Origin of the sequence: Streptomyces sp. NPDC006691, from assembly GCF_042869955.1 — a bacterium.
Taxonomy (GTDB): Bacteria; Actinomycetota; Actinomycetes; order Streptomycetales; family Streptomycetaceae; genus Streptomyces.
Window position 1 is genome coordinate 45,129 of sequence record NZ_JBIAGW010000026.1, and the last position, 20,692, is coordinate 65,820.

General features: G+C 68.9%; 22 protein-coding genes. 17 read left to right on the forward strand and 5 right to left on the reverse strand.

Going from position 1 to position 20,692, the window contains the following annotated elements:
• Nucleotides 1–52 precede the first annotated feature (52 nt).
• The 5 genes from ACFYNP_RS34660 (at nucleotide 53) to ACFYNP_RS34680 (ending at nucleotide 2,703) form a co-directional block, all read left to right on the forward strand.
• A complete protein-coding gene (locus ACFYNP_RS34660) occupies nucleotides 53–892 on the forward strand; it encodes a hypothetical protein (protein ID WP_388405332.1) in 840 nt (279 codons plus the stop codon).
• 24 nt (nucleotides 893–916) lie between these two features.
• A complete protein-coding gene (locus tag ACFYNP_RS34665) occupies nucleotides 917–1,183 on the forward strand; it encodes a hypothetical protein (protein ID WP_345253942.1) in 267 nt (88 codons plus the stop codon).
• A gap of 50 nt (nucleotides 1,184–1,233) precedes the next feature.
• Nucleotides 1,234–1,689 carry a hypothetical protein gene (locus ACFYNP_RS34670; protein ID WP_388405335.1) on the forward strand — a complete coding sequence of 152 codons (456 nt, stop codon included), beginning with the start codon at nucleotides 1,234–1,236 and terminating at the stop codon, nucleotides 1,687–1,689.
• A gap of 211 nt (nucleotides 1,690–1,900) precedes the next feature.
• Entirely contained in the window at nucleotides 1,901–2,056 is a 156-nt protein-coding gene (locus ACFYNP_RS34675) for a hypothetical protein (protein WP_388791171.1), read from the forward strand.
• Nucleotides 2,056–2,703 carry a hypothetical protein gene (locus tag ACFYNP_RS34680; protein ID WP_388791173.1) on the forward strand — a complete coding sequence of 216 codons (648 nt, stop codon included), beginning with the start codon at nucleotides 2,056–2,058 and terminating at the stop codon, nucleotides 2,701–2,703. Before ACFYNP_RS34675 ends, ACFYNP_RS34680 begins: the two co-directional genes overlap by 1 nt.
• Before the next feature lie 41 nt (nucleotides 2,704–2,744).
• Here the strand turns inward: ACFYNP_RS34680 and ACFYNP_RS34685 are convergent, their stop codons facing one another.
• From ACFYNP_RS34685 to ACFYNP_RS34705, 5 genes are all read right to left on the reverse strand, one after another.
• Entirely contained in the window at nucleotides 2,745–3,785 is a 1,041-nt protein-coding gene (locus ACFYNP_RS34685; protein ID WP_388405342.1) for a hypothetical protein, read from the reverse strand.
• Complete coding sequence (locus tag ACFYNP_RS34690) at nucleotides 3,773–4,429, reverse strand: hypothetical protein (RefSeq protein ID WP_388405345.1); 657 nt, start codon at nucleotides 4,427–4,429, stop codon at nucleotides 3,773–3,775. Before ACFYNP_RS34690 ends, ACFYNP_RS34685 begins: the two co-directional genes overlap by 13 nt.
• Before the next feature lie 188 nt (nucleotides 4,430–4,617).
• Nucleotides 4,618–4,902, reverse strand: coding sequence for a hypothetical protein (locus tag ACFYNP_RS34695; RefSeq protein ID WP_388405347.1), 285 nt, complete (start codon nucleotides 4,900–4,902; stop codon nucleotides 4,618–4,620).
• A 97-nt stretch (nucleotides 4,903–4,999) separates the two neighbouring features.
• Nucleotides 5,000–5,875: a hypothetical protein gene (locus tag ACFYNP_RS34700; RefSeq protein WP_388791175.1), complete on the reverse strand. Its 876-nt coding sequence runs from the start codon at nucleotides 5,873–5,875 to the stop codon at nucleotides 5,000–5,002.
• A 145-nt stretch (nucleotides 5,876–6,020) separates the two neighbouring features.
• The gene (locus tag ACFYNP_RS34705; RefSeq protein WP_388791177.1) at nucleotides 6,021–8,078 is read right to left on the reverse strand and encodes a hypothetical protein; all 2,058 of its coding nucleotides are present in this window, start codon (nucleotides 8,076–8,078) and stop codon (nucleotides 6,021–6,023) included.
• Between the two features lie 1,261 nt (nucleotides 8,079–9,339).
• On the opposite strand from ACFYNP_RS34705, the gene ACFYNP_RS34710 reads away from it, so the two are divergent.
• The 12 genes from ACFYNP_RS34710 to ACFYNP_RS34765 all read left to right on the forward strand — a co-directional run bounded on the left by ACFYNP_RS34710 (nucleotide 9,340) and on the right by ACFYNP_RS34765 (nucleotide 20,692).
• Nucleotides 9,340–10,083, forward strand: coding sequence for a hypothetical protein (locus tag ACFYNP_RS34710; protein ID WP_388405356.1), 744 nt, complete (start codon nucleotides 9,340–9,342; stop codon nucleotides 10,081–10,083).
• A 49-nt stretch (nucleotides 10,084–10,132) separates the two neighbouring features.
• The gene (locus tag ACFYNP_RS34715; RefSeq protein WP_388405357.1) at nucleotides 10,133–10,951 is read left to right on the forward strand and encodes a hypothetical protein; all 819 of its coding nucleotides are present in this window, start codon (nucleotides 10,133–10,135) and stop codon (nucleotides 10,949–10,951) included.
• Entirely contained in the window at nucleotides 10,948–12,255 is a 1,308-nt protein-coding gene (locus ACFYNP_RS34720) for a CpaF family protein (RefSeq protein WP_388405360.1), read from the forward strand. Before ACFYNP_RS34715 ends, ACFYNP_RS34720 begins: the two co-directional genes overlap by 4 nt.
• Nucleotides 12,256–12,265: 10 nt before the next feature.
• Nucleotides 12,266–13,249 carry a type II secretion system F family protein gene (locus ACFYNP_RS34725; RefSeq protein WP_388791179.1) on the forward strand — a complete coding sequence of 328 codons (984 nt, stop codon included), beginning with the start codon at nucleotides 12,266–12,268 and terminating at the stop codon, nucleotides 13,247–13,249.
• Nucleotides 13,246–14,172, forward strand: coding sequence for a type II secretion system F family protein (locus ACFYNP_RS34730; RefSeq protein ID WP_388405364.1), 927 nt, complete (start codon nucleotides 13,246–13,248; stop codon nucleotides 14,170–14,172). Before ACFYNP_RS34725 ends, ACFYNP_RS34730 begins: the two co-directional genes overlap by 4 nt.
• A gap of 40 nt (nucleotides 14,173–14,212) precedes the next feature.
• Nucleotides 14,213–14,467, forward strand: coding sequence for a hypothetical protein (locus ACFYNP_RS34735; protein WP_345253914.1), 255 nt, complete (start codon nucleotides 14,213–14,215; stop codon nucleotides 14,465–14,467).
• Between the two features lie 80 nt (nucleotides 14,468–14,547).
• Nucleotides 14,548–14,928, forward strand: a complete 381-nt coding sequence (locus ACFYNP_RS34740; RefSeq protein WP_388406927.1) for a TadE family protein — start codon at nucleotides 14,548–14,550, stop codon at nucleotides 14,926–14,928.
• Nucleotides 14,929–14,990: 62 nt separating this feature from the next.
• A complete protein-coding gene (locus tag ACFYNP_RS34745) occupies nucleotides 14,991–15,431 on the forward strand; it encodes a TadE/TadG family type IV pilus assembly protein (protein ID WP_388405367.1) in 441 nt (146 codons plus the stop codon).
• On the forward strand, nucleotides 15,428–15,913 hold the full coding sequence (locus ACFYNP_RS34750; protein ID WP_388405370.1) for a TadE/TadG family type IV pilus assembly protein: 486 nt from the start codon (nucleotides 15,428–15,430) through the stop codon (nucleotides 15,911–15,913). Before ACFYNP_RS34745 ends, ACFYNP_RS34750 begins: the two co-directional genes overlap by 4 nt.
• Before the next feature lie 38 nt (nucleotides 15,914–15,951).
• Complete coding sequence (locus tag ACFYNP_RS34755) at nucleotides 15,952–16,608, forward strand: hypothetical protein (RefSeq protein ID WP_388405373.1); 657 nt, start codon at nucleotides 15,952–15,954, stop codon at nucleotides 16,606–16,608.
• A 290-nt stretch (nucleotides 16,609–16,898) separates the two neighbouring features.
• A complete protein-coding gene (locus ACFYNP_RS34760) occupies nucleotides 16,899–17,639 on the forward strand; it encodes a hypothetical protein (protein ID WP_388791181.1) in 741 nt (246 codons plus the stop codon).
• 89 nt (nucleotides 17,640–17,728) lie between these two features.
• Nucleotides 17,729–20,692, forward strand: coding sequence for a BTAD domain-containing putative transcriptional regulator (locus ACFYNP_RS34765; RefSeq protein WP_388791183.1), 2,964 nt, complete (start codon nucleotides 17,729–17,731; stop codon nucleotides 20,690–20,692).

Below are 20,692 nucleotides of genomic sequence, written 5' to 3' on the forward strand. Positions count from 1 at the left end.
TGCTCACCTCTGCGATGGATTCGTCCGGCAACAAACAACTCTAGGAATCGGCATGGCAAACCCTGAACTCGACATCGAACTGGGCAAGTTCCGCGAACTCGTCGGCAAGGCCCTGGCAGAAGGAGGCAGCCAGCCTCTCATCAAGCTCACCGATGAGGAGCTCGCCGTACTGGACCCCGACGCGCTCACGGAGGTCGTGGCTCCGGCGCCTCATTTGGCGACGCTCTCGGACGAACAGCGTGAGTGGGTGCTCGGGACTGCGCTGCGCTCCCTCGTCTCGCGGGGAGCGGTGGAGGTGGCGAACATCGCCGAGCTGGATGCTGTCCTGAAGTCGGAAGGCACCGAGCCGGGGCTCACCGCGGACGTCGACATGCGGGTCACGCCCGAGGTAAGCATGGCGCTGACTCTGCGCCGCACGGCGTCCCGCGCACTCGCCGTCGAGCAGCAGACGAGTGGTGGCACCGTGACGGCCTTCGTCTTCGTGCACTCGCCCGAGCTCATGTTGATCGAGCAGGTCACCGGCGGCGGGATGCATATCTTCACGCTGGCCAGCGAGGCGAGGGACGCCGCCCGCATGGTGCAGGCGCTGGTGGACCCATTCGGCGTGGCCGACCGCGACGGCAGGACGGTCCAGCTGGACGCCTCGGCGCTGACGACCGGAGCGGTGGACAAGTCGCTGGCGCGCGTCATCGACAATGCCCTGGTGGTCAGTCAGTTGATGGTGCTCGACGACGAGCCCGGTCCGCTGCTCACGGCCTACGCGAGTGATCGGGAAGTGTGGACCGTGCACGTCGACTCGCCGCAGGCTCCCACGGGAATCACGGCACAGGAGGTCAGTGAACGCGTCCTTGAAGAACAGATCGTCAAGCTGATCAGGCAGCCGATCGCCTGACGGCGCATCTACGGGGAGGGAATCATGAGCGATCGCGTCGAGGAGTGCAGGAAAGACCTCAACAACCTGAAAAGGTTCGCGGACGAGATCGACAAGACACTGGACGCGGTGGATGCGACATCGGGAACGGACGCCTGGCAGGGCCCGGCAGCCGATCGGTTCCGCAAGGAGTGGAACGGCCGGCGCAAAGCCATCCACGATGCCCTGGACGCGGCTCGCGGCCAGTACAACAAGATTCTTCAGCGAGTGCAGGACGAAGAGAGCAAGAAGAAGTCCGGGGCAGCGAAGTAGATACTCCGCCGGAGATGTCCCGCACCGCCCGGCCGCCCATGAGGATTCCGATGACTGACGCGAACCCACCCGTGTACGAGGCCCATTTCCGTCGTACGCCCTTCCAACTCCTTGGCGGCATGAAGTGGCAAAGACTGGTTGCCTTCCGGGTCGATGAGGCCGGGGTGCTGCTGGGGGGAGCGCCCGCCCGGTACGAGAGCCAACTGGCTTTCGTACCGTGGGGGGACATCACCTCCGTCGTGCTGTGGTCCCAGATCACCGCCGCCAACCCGATCCACTACGTCGGATTGCAGCGCCGCCCGGGTGCACCGCACCTGCCTGGCATGAACACCCACCTCAGCCGCGCCAAGACTTCGAAGCTGGCGCCGCACGTTGATCACGAGCTGTTCCTGGCCAGTCGTCCCATCAACTTCTGGCGACTCGACCCGGAACGTCTTCAGGCCGCGGTGGACGCTTTCGCTCCTCATATTCCCGTGCTGGTGTACTCGCAGCCCCATCTGCGGTGACGGCAGCACCGTCCCGCCGGTGAAGGGGCGTTACGCCTGTGGCAAAGCCTCGTGGGGGCGCGGCCCTGCCGGACCAATGGCCGTTTGGTCATAGTCAGGGGTTCTGATGGAACGTGACGATGACCACGCCCCGGTTGTTTGGCATTGTGGCGAGAGCGGCACCATCGCTACGACCCGGGGCCGGCGCGTCCCCGTGAACTCAGGGTGCCGGATGGTGAAGGTCGAAGGGGACGCGGACGCAACGGACCTGGCGATCGCGCTCGTGCTGGAGGAGGTGGACAGGTCCGCCCTGTCGCTCAGCGGCGCCCTCTTCGCCGTGCCCAGGAATGTCCTCTTCGGACGCTCGCGAGACGAGGGGCTGGCGTAATGGGAACAGGAATTACTAAGACGGCGGACCTCGGCGGGACCGCACCAGGGGCGCCCATAGCGACCGGGCGGCCTGCCGGCGGCGGTCGGAGGCTGATCGTCACCGTGCTGACGGTCGTCCTCACCCCGCTGCTCCTGGCCGGGTGCGGATGGCTCGGGCAGCACCCGGGGTCACTGGCCCTGACCCTGTCCATCGTGCCGCTGCTGATCGTGCTGTGCGTGGCCTGGGCCCTGTGCGGGGCGGGGCCGGGAGCCGGGGTGGCCGCGTTCGGCTTCGCCCTCGCCCTGTTCGTCGGGCCCGCCATGAACGACTACGTGATGGAGCAGCGGGGTGAGCGGCACCCCGCGAAGATCGCGGACGTCGAGGCGTACCACCTCAAGCACAGCGAAGGCCATACGTGCTCGGTGGTCCGCACCGACCTCGCCCATTCACCGACGTACACGGTGGAGGACACCGAGGGCTGCGAGAAGGACATGCGGCCGGGCCAGTCGGTCACCCTGGTCGCGGACCCGGAGGGCTGGCTCGGCTCCCGGTTGAGCACCGATGTCCACGGTGTCTCCGCGGCCATGCTGTGGACCTGCGGCGGCCTGCTCGGCGGGATGGAAGCGCTCGTTCTGTACGGCAGGCTGAGAAGGCGGCGGACCTGAGGGGCGGACCTGAGGCAGGCCGAGGGGTCGGCCTGGGCGGCTCAGCGGTTGACCGCCTGGATCTCCTGGACGGTGACCTGCTGGTCCTGGCCGAATGTGCCGTCCGGCAGGTCGCCGCCGGGGGTGCCGGTGCCGGTCCAGTGGATCTTCCAGGTGACCGTGGCTTTCAGGGTGTAGGGGGTGGCGCCGGTGGCGCGCAGGTAGGTCACGCCGCAGGGTGGGGTCTTGTCGGAGTTGCCCGCCTCGTACGGGGTGCCGATGGAGCCGTCGGCGTTGATCGGGCACTCCCCGGAGGCGGGGAAGACAGTGGCGTCGCCGGTACCCGGTTCGAGCTTGAGGGAGACCGGGCTGGCGGTCGTGGTCGCCGAGATGTTGAGGGCCGGGACGGACGCGGTGACCGAGACGGGGTGGAAGTCTGTCTTGTCCAGCCACGCCCACGTCGGCAGGTTCACCTTCGTGGCGCCGTCGGGCTTCAGGGTGACCTTGGTGGACGGCACGCGGATCTCTGCGTACGCCAGCTTGGCCAGCATTTCGGATGTGATCGCTTCGGGTACGTCGGCGGGAGGCGGAGCACCCTTGTCGACCCAGAAGTAGGGCTTGTTGCAGGCGTCCCAGCCGGGCGGGTAGCTCGTGTTGACGTAGGAGTCCCACCAGTAGCCCTTGTCGGCCTTGTCCAGGTTGAAGTCGGTGTAGGGGTGGCCGTTGACGTATTTGTCCCGTTGCTGGGCGTCCCACTGGTAACCGGTGGACTCGGCGTTCCAGATCGGCTCCACGTATGCCTTGAACTGTGCGGGGGAATACTTGGGGGCGTACCAGCAGGCGGGAGGCGTCCAGTTGCCGACCGCGGTGACGGGGCCGGTGGAGTTGCCGGTGCCATTCTTGGAGCGGTCGTAGACCACGCCACCTGCGGTGGCGGAGAGAGTACCGTCGGGCTTGGAGTTGCCCGTCGGCGGCGGGGTGTCGGTTTCCCGGCTTCCGTCCGGAGGCGTAACACCGGCCCAAGCGTTGGGCGCACTCAGGACGATGAGGATTGCAGTCGCCGTTATGCCCGCGCTGATCCTGCCTCTGTTCATTTCACGCATTGAGCCGCCCCCGCGGTCGAAACGATCCGAGTCGTCTGCCATACGCCGTCGGCGTTCTTCTCCAGCCTGGTGTTGTACAGGATGAAGTCGTTCTTCGACGGAGTAGTGATCTTGGCCCGGCCGGTCTTGAGGTCCTTCGTGTAGCCCTTGCTCTCATCCGCGCAGAACACGAGTGACGCGGATTTGTCCTTGTTCAGAGTGACTTGACGGTTGAAGTAACTCAGCGAACCGGTCATCGACTGTCCGGCCTTCTTGAACTTCTCCACCCACGTCGAGGCGGCCTCCAACGCCTTGCCGGCGTTGTAGTAGTTCAGCGCGGCGTACTTCGGGTCCACACCGGCGATGGCGCCATTGACCGCGCGCATACGCTCCGCACCGTCGGCCAGCACCGCGTCCTTGACCGGATCGCCGGTGTTCGAGGCCTCGAACGTCATCTTGAGGTCCGCCGGCAGCTCGATCTTCGGCCGGTCCCCGCCGCTCGCCGAGGCCGACGCGCTCGGCGTCGGGGAAGCCTTGGAGCCCTGGTCCGCCCCGGCGATCTTGTCCGGGCTCTTGGGCTTGTCGTCATTGCTGCTGCACGCGGTCAGCAGAAGAGCGACCGTCGCCGTGAGTGCGGCGGCGGCCGGCAGGGTGCGGCGGTTCACTGGAGCTCCCCGTGAGGCGGTTGTGGTCTGAGGGACCGACGTTAGCGAGGGAACGCCGGGTTCACCAGAGCGAACTCCCCGGGGAAAATGGGCAACTGGGGCGCATCGCCATGGATGGGTGAGGTGACCTTTTCCCTGGGGCGCCAGACATTTCAGGCACGCCAGACGGCCCGCCCGCGCCCCGGAGGTCAGGCTCCCCCGTGCATCTTCCTGTCCATCGCCGACTGGTCCTTCTGGGCCTTCTCCACGAGCCTGTTCTCCTCGGCGGGGAACGTGTCAAAAAGGGTCTTCAGCCGCGTCATCCGCCCATCGTGATCGGCGCGCCAGTTGTCGGCCTTCTTGCCTATCCAGGCCTTCGGCATCGTGGACTCGACGTTCCTGATGGCCGTGCGGATCTCACTGACGGCGGTCTCTATGGCGTTCATGTCCTGGCGGCAGTTGTAGTCCAGGCGGTCTTCCTGGGGTATGGCCATCGTCATCTCCTCGGGTGGAGGTCGGCATGGTGGGCAATCGCCGGAATCGGGACGCGATTCGGCTCTTGGGTTCCGGACGCGCCAAAGGGCTGTTCCCTCATGTGCGAAGAGCGGGGATCGCCAAGGCGGGCGACGGCGTGTGCTCCGGGTCGTACAGGTCGCCCAGGACCAGTAGCTGCTCGCCGCTCCGTGCGATGAACCACGGCATGACGCAGGAGTTGTCCAGCGCGGGGTACTGCTGTCCGGCCGCGCAGGACTTGCCTTGTTCGGATGCTCGCGCCATGGCTGTGAGGATGCCCGTAGGGCCGATATGCACGATGTATACGAAGCCGCCGCTGTCCTTCTGGGGATCGCGCTGGACCTTCGCATACACCCCCCCGTCCTCGGCCGGGGCCATCTGCATGATCGCCATCTCGGAGAGCGGCTTGCCGGCCCCTGGCAGGCTGCCCTGAACCGCCACGGTCTTGGGTGCGCTGCCGGGAGCGAGTACCCGGAGATTGTCGAGGCGGCTGTTGGAGACGTAGGTCCTTCCGTCCGTGGCGACGACTCCGCGGACATCGGTCCGGTTCGCCAGGAAGGTGAAGGTCTCGGCAGCTTTGCCGTCCTTCAGGGACCACACGCTGTCGCCGTCGATGACCATGACCGTGCCGTCCGGCCGGATACCGATCGGCTCAGGATGGTTGAATCGGTGCGTGGACTCCAGTTGGGTAACGGTTCCCTCGGGGCTGATCCGCCACAGACCGTCGCTTCCGCCGCTCACCAGTGAACCGTCCGGGGTGGCGGTGAAACCGGAGTCGGCGTGGGTCTCCTTGACCTTCGTGAACTGACTGACCTTGCCCTCAGGAGTCATTCGCAGTACGGGCATCAGAGGGCTGTTGGAATCGCTGGCCAGATATATGTTCCCTGCCCGGTCGGAGGTGACGTGTCCGCTCTCCGTTACGGCAGTGCTGTCGAGGTCGTATTCCGTGCTCATCTTGCTGAGGGTGAAAGCTGCAACCTTCCCGGCCTCTGCGACAGGAATTCGCGAGCTGTCCTCTGACTTTCCCTCCGAGCATGATGCGAGGGACATCATGAGCGCGCCGGCGACGGCGGCAACGGCAATGCTCCGAGGTCGATTCCTACTTGCCACTGGGTGCCACCTCGGCATTGTCGAAGCCGTCCTTGAAGGCCTTCTGATAATTGTCGCCCTGGGCCGTGTCCCACCAACTCTGAAAAGTGTGATCGTGGCCGGCGTCAGCGGATACGGTGCCCGTCTGGGGGTTGTACCAGGACTTTCCCGTGGGCGGCGGTATCGTGCCCGATCTGATCAGGCCCTGTGCGATCGACGGAATGAAGGACCTGTACTGCTCTTTCGCTGCGGTCACGTTCAGCGCTTCCTGCTTCCCGGCATTGTCCGTCGAGAAGGGGTCCGTTTGCGGAGCGACGATCGTCCTGCCGATGACCGCGACGTTCTGCGGGTATTTGAGGCTCTTTTCCGCGATCTTCTCGGCGAGTTTCGAGGCCCCTTCGCCGAGTTTCGGAACGGGTACGAACCCGAAGAGGGTCCCGGCGGTGTCGAGAATGAGCTTGTTGGTTTTGTGCTCCTCGTCGATCTGCTGCGCCTCTGTGTATTTCTCCTTGACTTTGGCGCTCGTGAACATTCCCGCTGTATTGCCCATGTCGGTCAGGGCCTTTTCCGGGTCCTTGAACCCTGCGGCTGCCGAGACCTTCTCGTGCAATACCACGTCGAACATGGCCGCAGCGCCCGGATTGTCCTTGACGAACAACTGCATGGCCTTCACGGTGTCGGTGTTGTTGCCGACCAGAATGTGGGTCGAGGGGTCGTAACCCGCCACTCCGTCGGGCGACGACATCCCGGTGCCTCCCAGGTTGTCGGCCCAGGTGCCGGTGATCCCGGCCAGCGCGACAGCGGTGCCGTTGGGGAAGGCCGGGTAGATCTGCTTGTCGGTGCCGTTGCGTCCGTCGAAGAGATCCTTCTGCTTCGCGGCGGCGGCAAGGATGTTGGCGGCAGCCATGCCGGACTCGTCGATGTGGCCCGGGGTCTGGTCGGTGGCCGCCAGTGTGAGGACTCTGCGCGGGCCGTCCGAATCGTCGACCGTTATCGGACCAGGCGTCTGCCAGTGGTAGTCGACCAGTTCCTCGGCGTAGCGCTTTCCGGAGTCGTTGTTGCCGAGCAGTTGACGTGAGGCGTCCGCGTTCTCCCCGAGGCGGTTGATGACGGCGAGGGACGGGTCGTTGGCTTCAATGGCCGCCACCCGGTCCTGGGCGTCGAAGATGTTTTCTTCGTTGGGGTTGTGCGCCAGCCCGAGCGAGTCGTACCACGAGTTGTGGGGGTCCGCGTACCCGCCACTCGCGTAGCCGGCCGCGGTGACCTGTCCCTTGACGTAGATCGGTCGCATCTGGTGGGCCTTGCGCCAGTCGAGCATCGCGCCGCCGACCGCGGCCAGTGCCTTCGTGTCCCACTTGTCGCCGCTCGGCCCGTACTTGAAGAGTGCGCCGACGGACCACATGTCGTCATTGGGCGGGTTGGTGAGTGCCTTCACATAGTCCGGGTTCGGCGGGATCTTGCCCGCCGACTGGAGAGTGAGGATGCGGTTGACCGCCGTGGCGTACTGGCTGACGATCCCCTGCGAGTCCTTGCTGAGGACTTCGTCCTTGTGGGTGCCGTCCTCCTCGTGCAGGGCGCGGGGGACGCGGGCCGCGTCGACGATGCCGCCCGCGTTGGCGAAGGCGGCCAGGTAGGTGGGGTCGTCCTGGTGGTCGGCGAGGGAACGGGAGATGGCCTCGATGTCTTCGCGGGAGCCCGCGCCCTTGGGATCGTCCAGTGCCTTCTTGAGCGTGGCGGCCTCCAGCGCGGCCTCCTTGGCGCTCTGCGCGTTGACGTCCGCCATGTCCCACGGGATGTTGATGATGTTCCCGTCCGGGGTGCACATTCCGGTGGCGTCGCCGGCCTTCTCCAGCTCGCGGGCCAGATCGGCGCGCTTGGACATGCTGCGGGCGTCGTCGCCCACCGCCTGCGTCTGCTGGGCCAGCAGGGACAGGTCGAGGGTCCCGTGCCAGGACGTGAAGTTCTTCCGGATCAATGCCCCGTGCTTCGCCAGGGCACCCTCCAAGTCCGCCAGGCGGTCCGCGAGTTTGCGCACCCGTACGGGATCGACGCCGACGTAGTCCCCCATGAAGACAATGCCTTTCACTTGCACACGTCCCGGCAGTGCGGCGGTCCGGAGACTGGCAGTCGGGACGATTTCCAGAGTTTTGGCGAGCCACGGTGACTGCCGTGCGCGAGATGTCCCCGCCTTGCGATCCGTCGGGCCGCCGGTGCGACGTCACCGCACACATGGTGACCCGGTGTCCCTGCGCGCAGGCAACAGCGTTTGATCCTACGGCGTGAGCACTTTCGTTCCAATTTCTTGGGAAAACGAGGACCGACCTTTGACCATGCCGCAGTTACACCGCCCGCAAAGTCCGGAAATCCCGTCGCGTGTCGGCGAATGACGGCTTGGACCTCCTGGACCGTGGCGTCCTGGGAGTGCCGGGGGCGGCATCCGGTGGGGCGGCTGGGCTGACGGAGGCAGGTGTTGCGTACCTCCTTCCTCGGCCCCGGCGATCTTGTCTCTTCCGGTGACCAGGTTCGCCGGATGAGTACGGGTACTCAAGACGCGTCTCCTGACCCGAGGTGAGGATGGTGTTGCCCGGCTGGGCCGGCCCTGGTGCGGAGGAGGGAGTTGCGCCATGAGTTGGATGGGCCAAGCAGGGTCGAAGCCGGCCCGTCGCATGCTCCGGAATGGATATGCGGGCGTGGGTCGAACGCGTCCCGCGGTAGGCCTTCACAGAACGCGCACATCCCGCAGATGCCTCCTGCCCGGAGAATGCCCGGCTTCGCCCTGCGATTACGCCCGCTACGGTCTCGGCAGCCCGGGACTTGGTATGCGGTCCCGGGCGGTCTCCTGTTTGTGCCGGTACTCCTGTCCTCCTGGAGGTTGGCCCGCGGGCTTCTTCACGTGTCCTCCTGGAGGTAGGCCCGCGGGCCGCTTCGCAAGGGTGCGAAACACGTCGTCTGCGAGACGACTGCCGACTGCGTCAAGACGCCGTATCCAGGCGGGTACCGGAGCCCTGACTGGCCGTGGGGGAGGGGACCGTAGCTGGTCATACGGCCGGTATCCGGGACTTCCCGTCCGCTTCGCGGTGGTGATGGAGAGGCGAGTGATGTTCGCGATCTTTAACTCGCCTTGAGGTGCTTATGTGCTGCTGCTACGGTGCGATCACGTGATCTGACAGTGTGCAGGTGGCTCAGGGGCGAGGCTCCGAGCAGGCCCGAACGATCATTGCGGGTCAATACGTTTCGGCTTGAGGCGACTTCGCGCGGGTCGATACACATTGATGCGGCTCTGTCCAACTCGACGCTGTCGCAAAAGAATTACCACGGGGAGAAGCGACGTGAAGGTCCAGGAGCGCGGCGGGGCCGGGACCCACCGGGGCTCGGTGCCCGGGCAGCCACTTGGTGAGCGGCTTCCGGCGCCGCCTCGGGAGCGCAAGCCGGCCCTCGCGGCCCTTGCCGTACTGCTCATCCTGATCGGCGCCCTCGGAGCGACCGTGCTCGTGCTGCGAGCGGGTAACCGGGTCGAGGTGTACAAGCTCAAGGGCGATGTGGCCGCGGGGCACGCCGTGCAGGACAGCGACCTCACCACGGTGATGGTGGCCGCGGACGACAAGACCCACTACATCCACCCCGACGAGCGGGAAGCGCTGCGCAAGCTGCGGGCCAAGTCCAATCTGTACGCCGGCTCCGTCCTCGTCGGCGAGATGTTCGCCGAGGACGCCGGCATCCAGGCAGGCAAGGCATCCGTCGGCGTCTCGCTCAAGGAAGGCCAGTACCCCAGCAGCCTCAAGGCCGGCGAGACGGTCGCCGTCTACCGGGTCGGTTCCAGTGCCGGGGGCAGCAGCAGCGGCACCGGCAAGGGGAGCGGGTCCAGCGGGAGCGGCAGCTCCGGTTCGACAGGCGGCGGTGCGCCGCTGGTTCAGCGTGCCGTCGTGAGTGACACCGGAACCCAGGACAAGTCCTTCGGCAGCGGCAACCTCGCCGTCACCCTCACCGTCAGCACCGCCGACGCGGCCGCCCTCACCCAGGCCGCGTCCGCCGGCGAAGTCGCCGTCGTGCGGGTCGCCCCGGGCAACGGCTGAGTCGCACGGCGACCCGGCGACGTAGAAGAGACAGAAGACCCAAGAAGACATGGCGCTCATCGCACTCGCCTCCGACAAGGGGTCCCCCGGTGTCACCACCGCGGCCCTGGCCCTGGCCGCCGTATGGCCGCGCCGCGCGCTGCTCGCCGAGACGGACCCGGCCGGCGGGGACCTGGTGTACCGCTGCACGGCCACCAACGGCGGCCCCCTCAACCCGAACACGGGGCTCCTCTCGCTGGCCGCGGCCGCCCGCCGCGGCCTCGCAGCCGACCAGCTCTGGGACCACGCCCAGCCGATGGCGGGCGGCCTCGATCTGCTCGTGGGGCTCGGCGCCGCCGAACAGGCCGCCGGCCTCGCCGGCAGCTGGCCGACGCTCGGCCGGGCCTTCGCCTCGCTCGGCGAGTCCCCGCACGCCCCCGCCGACGTCATCGCCGACATCGGCCGGATCAGCGGCGGTTCACCCGCCCTCGACCTGCTGCCGCACGCGGCCCTCGCGCTGCTCGTCTCACGCACCGAACCGGAGCACCTGGCGCGGGTACGGGACCGAGCCGCGACGCTCACCGCACAGCTCCACGGCGCCCCGCGCGGCAACGCGCTCGCCACCCCCTTCATCGGCGTGATCCTGGTCGCCGAGGCCGGTGCCTCCGTCAAGCTCGCCCACCAGGTCAACGACATGCTGGTGGCCGCGCAGACCGGGGCCCGTGTAGTAGGCACCCTCGCGCACGATCCCTCGGGCGCGGCCCTGCTCTCCGGGCGCGGCCGCGGCCGACTCGACAAGTCGCTGCTCATCCGCAGCGCCCGCAAGGTGTCGGGGGACCTGTACCAGCAGTTCGGCGCCGCATGGGCCGGAGCCGGGGTCGGCCGATGAGCGCGGTGGACCACGCTCTGGTCAAGCGGTTCCGCCAGGAGGCCGGTGACGGGATCGCCGAGCAGCGGCGCCTCGACCAGGCGCGCGGTGTGGCGGCGATGTCGAGCGAGGACGAGCGCCAGTACGCGCGCGCCGTCATCGCCCAGATACTGGAGGAGTACGCCCGTACGGAGATCAACTCCGGGCGTACTCCGCTCGACGCGGAGACCGAGGAGCAGTACGCGGCCGCCGTGCACGCGGCGCTCTTCGGGGTCGGCCGGCTCCAGCCGCTCCTCGACGACCCCGAGGTCGAGAACATCGACATCAACGGCTGCGACCAGGTCTTCGTCGGGTACGCGGACGGCCGCGAGGTGCGGGCCGATCCCGTCGCCGAGACGGACGAGGAACTCATCGAGCTCATCCAGGTGCTCGGCGCCTACTCCGGCCTCTCCTCGCGTCCCTTCGACTCCGCCAATCCGCAGCTCGACCTGCGGCTGCCCGACGGCTCGCGTCTGTCCGCCGTCATGGAGGTCGCGCGGCGGCCCGCGCTGTCCATCCGCCGGGCCCGCATGGGCAAGGTCTTCATGGCGGACCTGGTCGGAAACGGCACCGTCACACCGGAGTTGGCGCACTTTCTGGCCTGCGCGGTCCGGGCCCGCAAGAACATCATGATCGCGGGTGCGACCAACGCCGGAAAGACCACGCTGCTGCGGGCGCTCGCCAACGAGATCCCGATCCAGGAGCGCCTGATCACGGTCGAGCGGGCCCTGGAGCTCGGCCTCGACCAGTTTCCCGAACTCCACCCCAATGTCGTGGCGTTCGAGGAGCGGCTGCCCAACTCCGAGGGTCTCGGCATGATCCCGATGGCGGACCTGGTGCGCCGGTCGCTGCGTATGAACCCCTCGCGGGTCATCGTCGGCGAGGTGCTCGGCGACGAGATCGTCACCATGCTCAACGCGATGTCGCAGGGCAACGACGGCTCGCTTTCCACGATCCACGCCAACAGCTCGGCCGAGGTTTTCAACCGCATCTCGACGTACGCCCTCCAGGCGACCGAGCGGCTGCCCATCGAGGCCAGCCAGATGCTGATCGCGGGAGCCGTCAACTTCGTCGTCTTCGTGGAGCGGCGCAACAACTACGAGAGCGGCGGCCGGTTGCAGCGCATGGTCACTTCGGTGCGCGAGGTGAACGGCTGCGACGGGCGCGTCCTGTCCAGCGAGGTCTTCGCCGAGACGCCGGACGGGCGGGTCGTTCCGCACGCCCCCGTCAGTTGCATAGAGGAACTCGCCGTGCACGGCTACCGGCCCTCCGGGGCCTGGGGGTGAGCGGGGCCGCATGAACAGCATTCCCTCCATGGGAGGTCTCTTCGAGGCCGAGACCCTGTACGCGCTCGCGGCGGGTCTGGCGGTCGGCGGTGGGCTCGCCCTGCTCGTCGTAGCGATCCGCGGTGTCGAGCCGAAACCGGCCGACCGCGGCAGCCGGAGCCAACGTGCCGGTGACTTGCTCCAGTTCGTGGGCAAGCGGGGCTCGATCGCGGTCGGCGTCGGCCTGCTCGTGCTGCTGCTCACCCGGTGGACGGTGGCCGGTATCGCCACCGGCCTGCTCGTCTTCTTCTGGGACAAGCTCTTCGGCGGCGCCGCACAGGAGAAGGCCGCGATGAAGCGGGTCGAGGCGCTTGCCGCGTGGACGGAGTCGCTGCGTGACACCATCGCGGGTGCGGTCGGTCTCGAACAGGCCATCCCCGCCTCGGCGCGCGCCGCGGCTCCCGCGCTGCGGCCCCATCTCGACGCCCTGGTCGACCGGTTGCGGGCGCGGACGCCGCTGCCCGAGGCGCTTCAGGTGCTCGCCGACGAGATCGACGACGCCTCCGCCGACATCATCGTCGCGGCGCTGATCCTCAACGCCCGGCTGCGCGGCCCGGGGCTGCGCCAGGTGCTCGGGGCGCTCGCCAAGTCGGCCCGCGAGGAGATCGACATGCGCCACCGTGTGATGGCCCAGCGCTCCTCGACCCGGCGCAGCGTGCAGATCGTGGTCGGCGTCTCGATCGCGTTCGTGCTCGGCCTCGCCGTCTTCAATCGCGACTTCGTGAAGCCGTACAACTCCACGGTCGGCCAGCTCGTACTGGCGGGCGTGTGCGGTCTGTTCGCGCTCGGCTTCTGGTGGCTGCGCAAGCTCTCCGTGATCGAGACCCCGGACCGCTTCCTGGTCCGGCACGAGCCGGACACCCGTTTCGTACGCCCGGACGCGGCCGGGGGAGCGCCCGGGAACCGGGAGGCGGGCGGACAGCGTCCTGCTACCGCTGGGGAGGGAGTTCGGTGACCGACACCATTACCGGACCGGTGCTGATCGGCGCGGTCCTCGGCCTCGGCATCTACGTCCTGATCAGGGCGCTGACCCGGACCAAGCGTTCGGCGGTGTCGCAGGTCGCGCGGATCGACGCGATGCGCTCGGCCGGCAGCGTCTACACCCCGCAGCCCGACGGGGCGGGCTCCGGCCGGTTCTCGGGGCTGCGCTCCGGGATCGGCGCGCGGGTCGCCGAGCTGTACCTCAAGCAGGGCTGGGAGCAGCGCTCGATCCGCGCCGACCTCGCTGTCCTGGAGCGGGGCTGGGAACGATTCCTGGCGACCAAGGTGCTGCTCGGCGTCGCGGGGCTCGTCTTCGGCCCGCTGCTCTTCCTGATCGTCGCGACGCTCGGCTTCGCTCGCAGCCCGATCGTCCCGGTCTGGCTGGCGCTGCTCTGCGGGGCGGTCTTCTTCTTCCTGCCCGACCTCGAAATCCGCCGGGACGCCGCGGACAAGCGCCGCGACCTGCGTCGGGTCATCGGGGCCTACCTCGACCTGGTGGCCATGAACCTGGCCGGCGGCCGAGGACTGCCCGAGGCGCTGATGGCGGCGGCCGAGGTCAGCGACGGCTGGGCGCTGCGCCGACTGCGCAACACCCTCGCGGACGCCCGGATCACCGGCACCAGCCAGTGGCTGGCGCTCGGCCGGCTCGGCGAGGAACTCGGTGTCGAGGAACTGAAGGACCTGTCCTCCTCGCTCGCCCTGGTGGCGGACGACGGAGCGAAGGTACGGGAGTCCCTCGCGTCCCGAGCCGAAACGATGCGACACCGTGAGATGGCCGAGATCGAGGGCGCGGCGGGTGAGAAGTCCCAGTCGATGCTCGTCGCCCAGCTCCTGCTCTGCGCGGGCTTCCTGGTCTTCCTGATCTTCCCCGCCGCGATGCGCGTCTTCCAGGTCTGAGCGCGCGCCCCCACTTCTGTCGAGAGGAAACGAACACACCATGAACCGCCCGCAGTTCCCCAAGGTCAGCCACCCGGCCGTCGACTTCCTGGTCACCTTCCTGAAGGGCCGCGTCCAGCGCGCCCGCTCCGGGGAGCTCGATCGCGGCGCGTCCGCGGTCGAGTGGGTCATCATCTCCGCGGTCGTCGTGGCGATCGTCGGTGTGGTCGCCGCGGTCATCAACCAGGCCCTCAAGGGCGGTGCCGACAAGGTGGGCAAGTGCATCGAGGGCGCGAGCGCCGACAAGACCTGCTGAGCGCCGTTCCCTTGCGCGACAGACTCCGGGCGCTGGTACGCCGTCGGGTGGAGGCCGCCTCCGCCCGCGGCGACTCCGGCATGACCGCGATCGAGTTCGTGCTGCTCACCCCGGTGCTCTTCTTCATGATCTTCGCGACCGTGCAGTTCGGCCTGTACTTCTTCGCCGACCACGTGGCGCAGGCCGCCGCCCAGGCGGGCGCACGCAAGGCGCGGGCCATGGCCGACGAGCAGCCAGGCACCTGGCGCGGCGAGGCCCGCGACCAGGCGTCCAGCTACATCGCGCAGCTCGGCCCGAAGCTCGTCCTCGCCCCCGACGTCCAGGCGGTCCAGCCCGAGCAGCACACGGTGGGCGTGGAGATCAAGGCCAAGGTGCCGACGGTCTTCCCCGGTCTGCACCTCACCGTGCACGCGCGCTCGCAGGGTCCGGTCGAACGATTCGTACGCGAGGGGGTGAACTGATGGGCGGCACGCGGCGGATACGTACCCCGGCTTCGGTACGCACTCCGGATTCGATACGCACCGTGGCGTCCGGGCTCGCCCGTGCCCTGCGGCGCCGGGCCGCGGCCGCCTCCGACCGGGGTCTGTCCACCATCGAGGTGGTCATCCTGGCGCCCGTGATGATCCTGTTCATCCTGGTCCTGGTGGCGTTCGGACAACTCGTCGACGGACGTGGCGCGGTGGACGGTGCTGCGCGGGACGCGGCCCGGGCCGGCTCGATCCAGAAAGACCTGGGTACCGCCCTGTCCGAGGCGAAGGCCGCCGCGCAAGCCGACCTGGCGGACGTCTGCTCGGGGCCGGTGACCGTACGCCAGACCAGCGCCGGCTGGGCCGACGCGGAGTTCTTCACGGTGGAGGTCAGCTGCCGCATCCGGGGCCTCGCGATGCTCGGCCTGGACGTTCCCACGACGCTGACCGGCACCTCGACCTCGCCGCTCGACCCGTTCAAGAGGAAGACCGCATGAGCGCGCCGCGGCACTGGGCCGTGCCCCGCCCCGCATACGCCTGGCTCCGGGCACGACGCACCCGCCTCGACGACCGGGGTTCCGGCGCGGCGGCGGTCATCGTCTTCGCGTTGCTCTTCCTCGGCCTCGCGGCGTTCGTCATCGACGGCGGCCTGTCCATCTCCAAGCGTGAACGCGCGGCGGACATCGCCGAACAGGCCGCGCGCTACGCGGCGCAGGACATCGACAAGGAAGCCCTGTACGACGGCTCCGGCGCGGGGGCGCCCATCCGCTACGAGAACTGCGGCACCCGTGTGAAGGCCTTCGCCCGGGCGTCCGGCCTCTCCGGCCCGGACATCGCGGCGTCCCACTGCGTGGCGGGCGACGCCCAACAGGTCGAGGTCGAGATCCAGTTGACGTACAAGCCGGTGTTCACCGGGTTCTTCTACGGCGGGGAGGTCGTGGTACACGGCCGGTCCGTGGCGAAGAACGAGGTGGGCTGAGGTGACTTTTGTTTTCTCTCATGGAGGTAGGACCCCCGATGCGTAACCACAAGGCCACGACGGCCGCGGCTGCCCTGGCGGCCGCGGGCGCGCTTCTGCTGACCGGGTGTGGCGGGGGTTCCCAGGGGGCTGGGGCGAAGACGGTCCCGGGGGCGGACACCACCGGTTCGGCGAAGCCGTCCGCGTCGGCCTCGGCGACTCCCGACCAGGCGAACCGGCCGAAGGTGACGCTGCCGGCGGGTGATGTGTTGACCTTCGACCCCGAGAAGACCGGCGATGCGGTGAAGGACACGATCCTCGCTGACAACGCGGGGTATTTGCGGGCCATTGATGAAGCGATCGACAAGCAGGACCTGAGGTCCAAGAACCTGGCGTTCTATTCGGCGGACCAGGCCCAGATCGGCAACGCGGAGTGGATCGGCGGCTTCGTCAAGGACGGGACAACCGTCACCGGCACCGTCCGCTACTTCAATCGCCAGGTCACTGTCGACAAGGACGGGTCCGCAGGGCTCACCTACTGCGGTGACGAGACCAAGGGCTTCACTAAGGACCGTAAGACAGGCAAAGTCAATGTCACTCCGCCCGACAAGGACTCGTACGTCTCGTACGTGACCCGGCTGCGCAAGAACACCCAGGGCGTGTGGCAGACCACCATGGTGAGTTCGGTGCGAGGAGACCAGAAGTGCCAGCCGTGATGCGGGGAAGCAAAGTTGTCGCAGCGGCACTGCTCGCCGCTACCTTCGTGTCCCTTCAGGCCGCTCCGGCCTGGGCGAGGAGGGACAACTCGTCGAAGCCCAGCCTGAACACCGCCACCGCCCAGAACTCGGGCGGCAACGTGACCGTCGGTGTCTCCAAGGCGCAGACATCTGGCGACACCAAGAAAGGGGGGTCGAAGCCCACGGGGGAACTGACGTCGAGCGACAGTAGTTGGACGCCGCCTGCCTGTTGGTACGAGCCCACCTACTCGCCGAAGGAGATGGAGGCCATGATCGGGAAATGGCGCACCATCAAGTTCTTCGGGATCGGCGATTTCATCGGGGATGCCTTCGACTCGCAGTACAAGGACGGTGACCCCGCCAAGGGTGGCTACAAGGACTACAACCTCGATCAAGAGGGCAAGGGGATGTTCTGGGCCGCGGTGGTGAACCCCAACCGCAAGGACGACCCCGCGGCCGCGAAATGCGACCGCTTCCCGTTCTGGGTCGAGAACGGGAAGACGCCCGACGTTCCGTTGGCCGTCAACGCCAAGGTCCTCGGGGAATACGCCTCGGACTCCATCGAGCTGCCCTCGACGTCGGTGTCGATGGCGCCGAGCGGCACCTCCACGGTGAACCTGCCTACCTGGATCTGGGCGTCGGGCAGCAAGTTCACCGAGAAGAAGGTGACCGCATCGCTGGGCGGAATCTCCTCAACGGCCGTCGCCAAGCCCGTCGCGCTCCACATCGTTCCCGGTTCCCCCGACGCCACGGTCTTCCCGGCGTCCGGTGACTGTCCCATCAACGCGGACGGCAGCATCGGCGAGCCGTACGCGACCGGCAAGGCCGGGCAGACTCCGGCGTGCGGGGTCACTTACGAGCGTGCTGGTTCGTATGCGTTCAAGGCGAGCATCACGTGGAAGGTCAGCTGGTCCGCTACGAACGGCGAGAGCGGACCGCTGCCCGACAGCATCTACACCACCCCGCCCCAGAACGTCGCCGTCCAGGAAATCCAGTCCATCAACCGATAGCCGAAGCAGGGGAGTTGGGGGTCAAGGCCCCCGCCCCCGGCTCCCGGCGCGGCCCGACGGGTCGCTTACCTCACCCCAGGAAAACCCCCATGGCTCGCACACCCACCCGCGCGACGGGTCCGGCAAACCGGACGCCGCAGCCGTTGCCGCGGCGTCGTACGCCCGGCGATTTCGCCAAGGCGTTCCTCGCGTTCGTCGCGCTGCTCGGGCTCGTGGTGGGGGTGCCCGCGGCGCTCGCCTCGTTCGCGGGCTGGCCGCTGCCGCACCGGATGCCGTCGCTGGAGATGGTGCAGCAGCAGATCTCCGTGAACGTGTTCGTGAGGATCCTCACGCTGGTCGTCTGGCTGGCCTGGGCACAGTTCACCGCCTGTGTACTCGTGGAGGTCAAGGCCGCCGTGTCGGGCGTCGGGCTGCCCTCGCGGGTGCCCGGCGCCGGGCCGAGCCAGCTGCTCGCGCGCCAGCTGATCGCGGCCGTGCTGCTCATCACCGCCACCGCCGCCAGTTTCGCGCCGGGGCTCGGGCAGCACGGCCCGGCCGTCGAGAACACCCACCGGCCGACCGTCGCGACGGCCCAGCAACTGCCGGGCCAGCAGCAGGCGGCCACGGTGGCAGAGGCGATGCAGCGGCAGGCGGCGGCACAGGCGCACCACGCGCTGGAGGCGCAGGGCGGCTCGGAAGCGGGGTCGGGAGCCACCAAGTTCTACCGGATCCAGCCGCCCGAGGGCCGGCACCACGACTCGCTGTGGGAGGTCGCCGAACGGCACCTGGGGGATGGGCGGCGCTACCACGAGATCTATCAGCTCAACAAGGACCGGGTGCAGCCGGACGGCTCCAAGCTGTCCGAGGCGAGCCTGATCCGGCCCGGCTGGATCATGGAGATGCCGGCCGACGCCCACGGCGGGGACCTGGTCGAGATCGCACAGCAGGCGCCCGAGGCCTCGCCCAAGGTGCAGCAGCAGATCGCCGAGTACGCCAAGTCCGGCGATCACGCCCAGCCGGCTCAGCAGGGCGCCGGGGCCCGGCCGGGGGCGGCGGACACCGGCTCCGCACCGGAGCAGCGGACCCCGGCCGCGCCCGCGCAGCAGCGGGAGCAGCAGAACCCGGCGACCGCCACACCGGCCTCCTCCGAGAGCGGGTTCGGGCTGTCCGAGGCGCTCATCGGGGCACCGCTGCTCGCCGCGGGCATCCTCGGCGCGCTCGGCCGGCGCCGCCGGATGGCGCTGTGGCAGTCCGCGATGACGGCGGTCGCGGGGCGTCGTGGCATGGAACCGCCGGTGCCCACCGGCGCCGACGCAGACGTCCACGACGCCCTCCTGATCGGTGCCGACCCGCAGGCCGTACGGTTCCTCGACCAGGCGCTGCGGGGCCTGTCCGCCGCGCTCGGTGAGGCGAACCGGCCGCTGCCCGTCGTCTACGCCGCCTGGTTCACGGACACCGATCTGCACCTTCAGCTGGCCCAGCCGGCCGGCCCGCCGCCCACCCCCTGGCAGCAGGGCTCGGAGGCGAATCTGTGGCGCCTGGAGCGCGCGGCCGCGCCCGTGGGCGCGCGGCCCGACCTCGCCGAGGTGGCGGCCCCCTACCCGGGTCTTGTCAGCCTCGGCACACTGGACGGCGCGCGGCTCCTGCTGAACCTCGAAGCCGCGCCCGGCCTGGTCTCGCTCAGCGGCCCCGACGGGGCCCGTGCCGCCGTGCTCTCCTCGGTCGCCGCCGAACTCGCCACCAACGGCTGGTCCGACCGGATGACCATCACCGTTGTGGGCTTCGGCCGGGAACTGGGTGCCCTCGCGCCGACCCGGCTGCGCCACCTCGACTCCGTCCAAGTGCTCCTGGAAGACCTCGGCGCGGAGATCCAGCGGCGGCGGGCCGCCCTGGGCGCGGCAGGCCATGACTCCGTCCTCACCGGGCGCGCCGGGCCCGCGGAGCACACCCGCTGGGCCCCGCACCTCGTGATGATCGCCGGCACCCCGACCGACGCCGAGGCGGCGGCACTCGCCGAACTGAGCTCAGGCGCCGCCAAGTTGGGTATCGGCTGCCTGATCGGGACCGGTGATGGCGCCCAACACCTGCGCGCCTCATGGGACTTGGAGGTCACCGAGGCGGGCCGCCTCACCGCCCCGCTGCTCGGCCTGGAGCTCACCGCCCAACTGCTGCCCGCCGCGGTGCACGACGCGGTCGTACGGCTCTTCGCCTCGGCCGACGCGATGCCGGGCCCGGACGGCGACGACCCGGCGCCCGCCCCGCACGCCTTCCTGGTGGACATCACCGAACAGGGCCGCCCCGCGGTCTACGCCCGGCTGGTCGGAACGTACGAGATCATCGGACTCCCGGCACCCGACGACGACCGCAGCGCGCTCCTCCACGAGGCGCTCGCCCTGCTGCTCCTGCACCGCGAAGGCGTCCACCCGCTGGTTCTGGCGTCCGCGATGTGGCCGCGCGGGGTCACCGACGAGGTGCGCGAGGCGCTGCTGGCCCGGCTCAGGGAGTGGCTCGGCACCGACGAGGACGGCTCGCCCCGGCTGCGTACGGACGCCGCCGGACGCCTCACCCTCGCCCGGTCGGTCGTGTCCGACCTCGATGTGCTGCGCTCGCTGCACTACGAGGCGACCGAGGGCTCCGGCACCCGCCGCGCCCCGGTGCGCGAGCGGCTGCTCACCGACGCCCTCGGCCTGGTGCGCGGCCCGCTTCTCGCCGACCGCCCCGAGGGACGCTACGGCTGGCTCGGGCACGAGATCATCGACACCCAACTCCCGCTGCTCGTCGCGGACGTGGCCCTCGCGCTCTGCGCCCACCACCGGGAGCGGGAGCGTCCGCAGAAGGCCATCGAGGCGCTCCGCACGGCGATGGCCAGCTCGCCCTCGGACGAGCGGCTGTGGAACGAACTGCTGCGGGCCACCCATGACACCGGTGACCGGGAGGGCCTGCTCGCGCTGATCGGCGAGCTCGGCACCCGTAGCGGACCGCGCGGCCTGCCTCCGCGCACCGTCGCCCTGCTCGACGAACTCCTGCCGTCCTGGCGCGGTGAGGCGGGCCCCGCCGCCGCGCCGGCGGGCTGA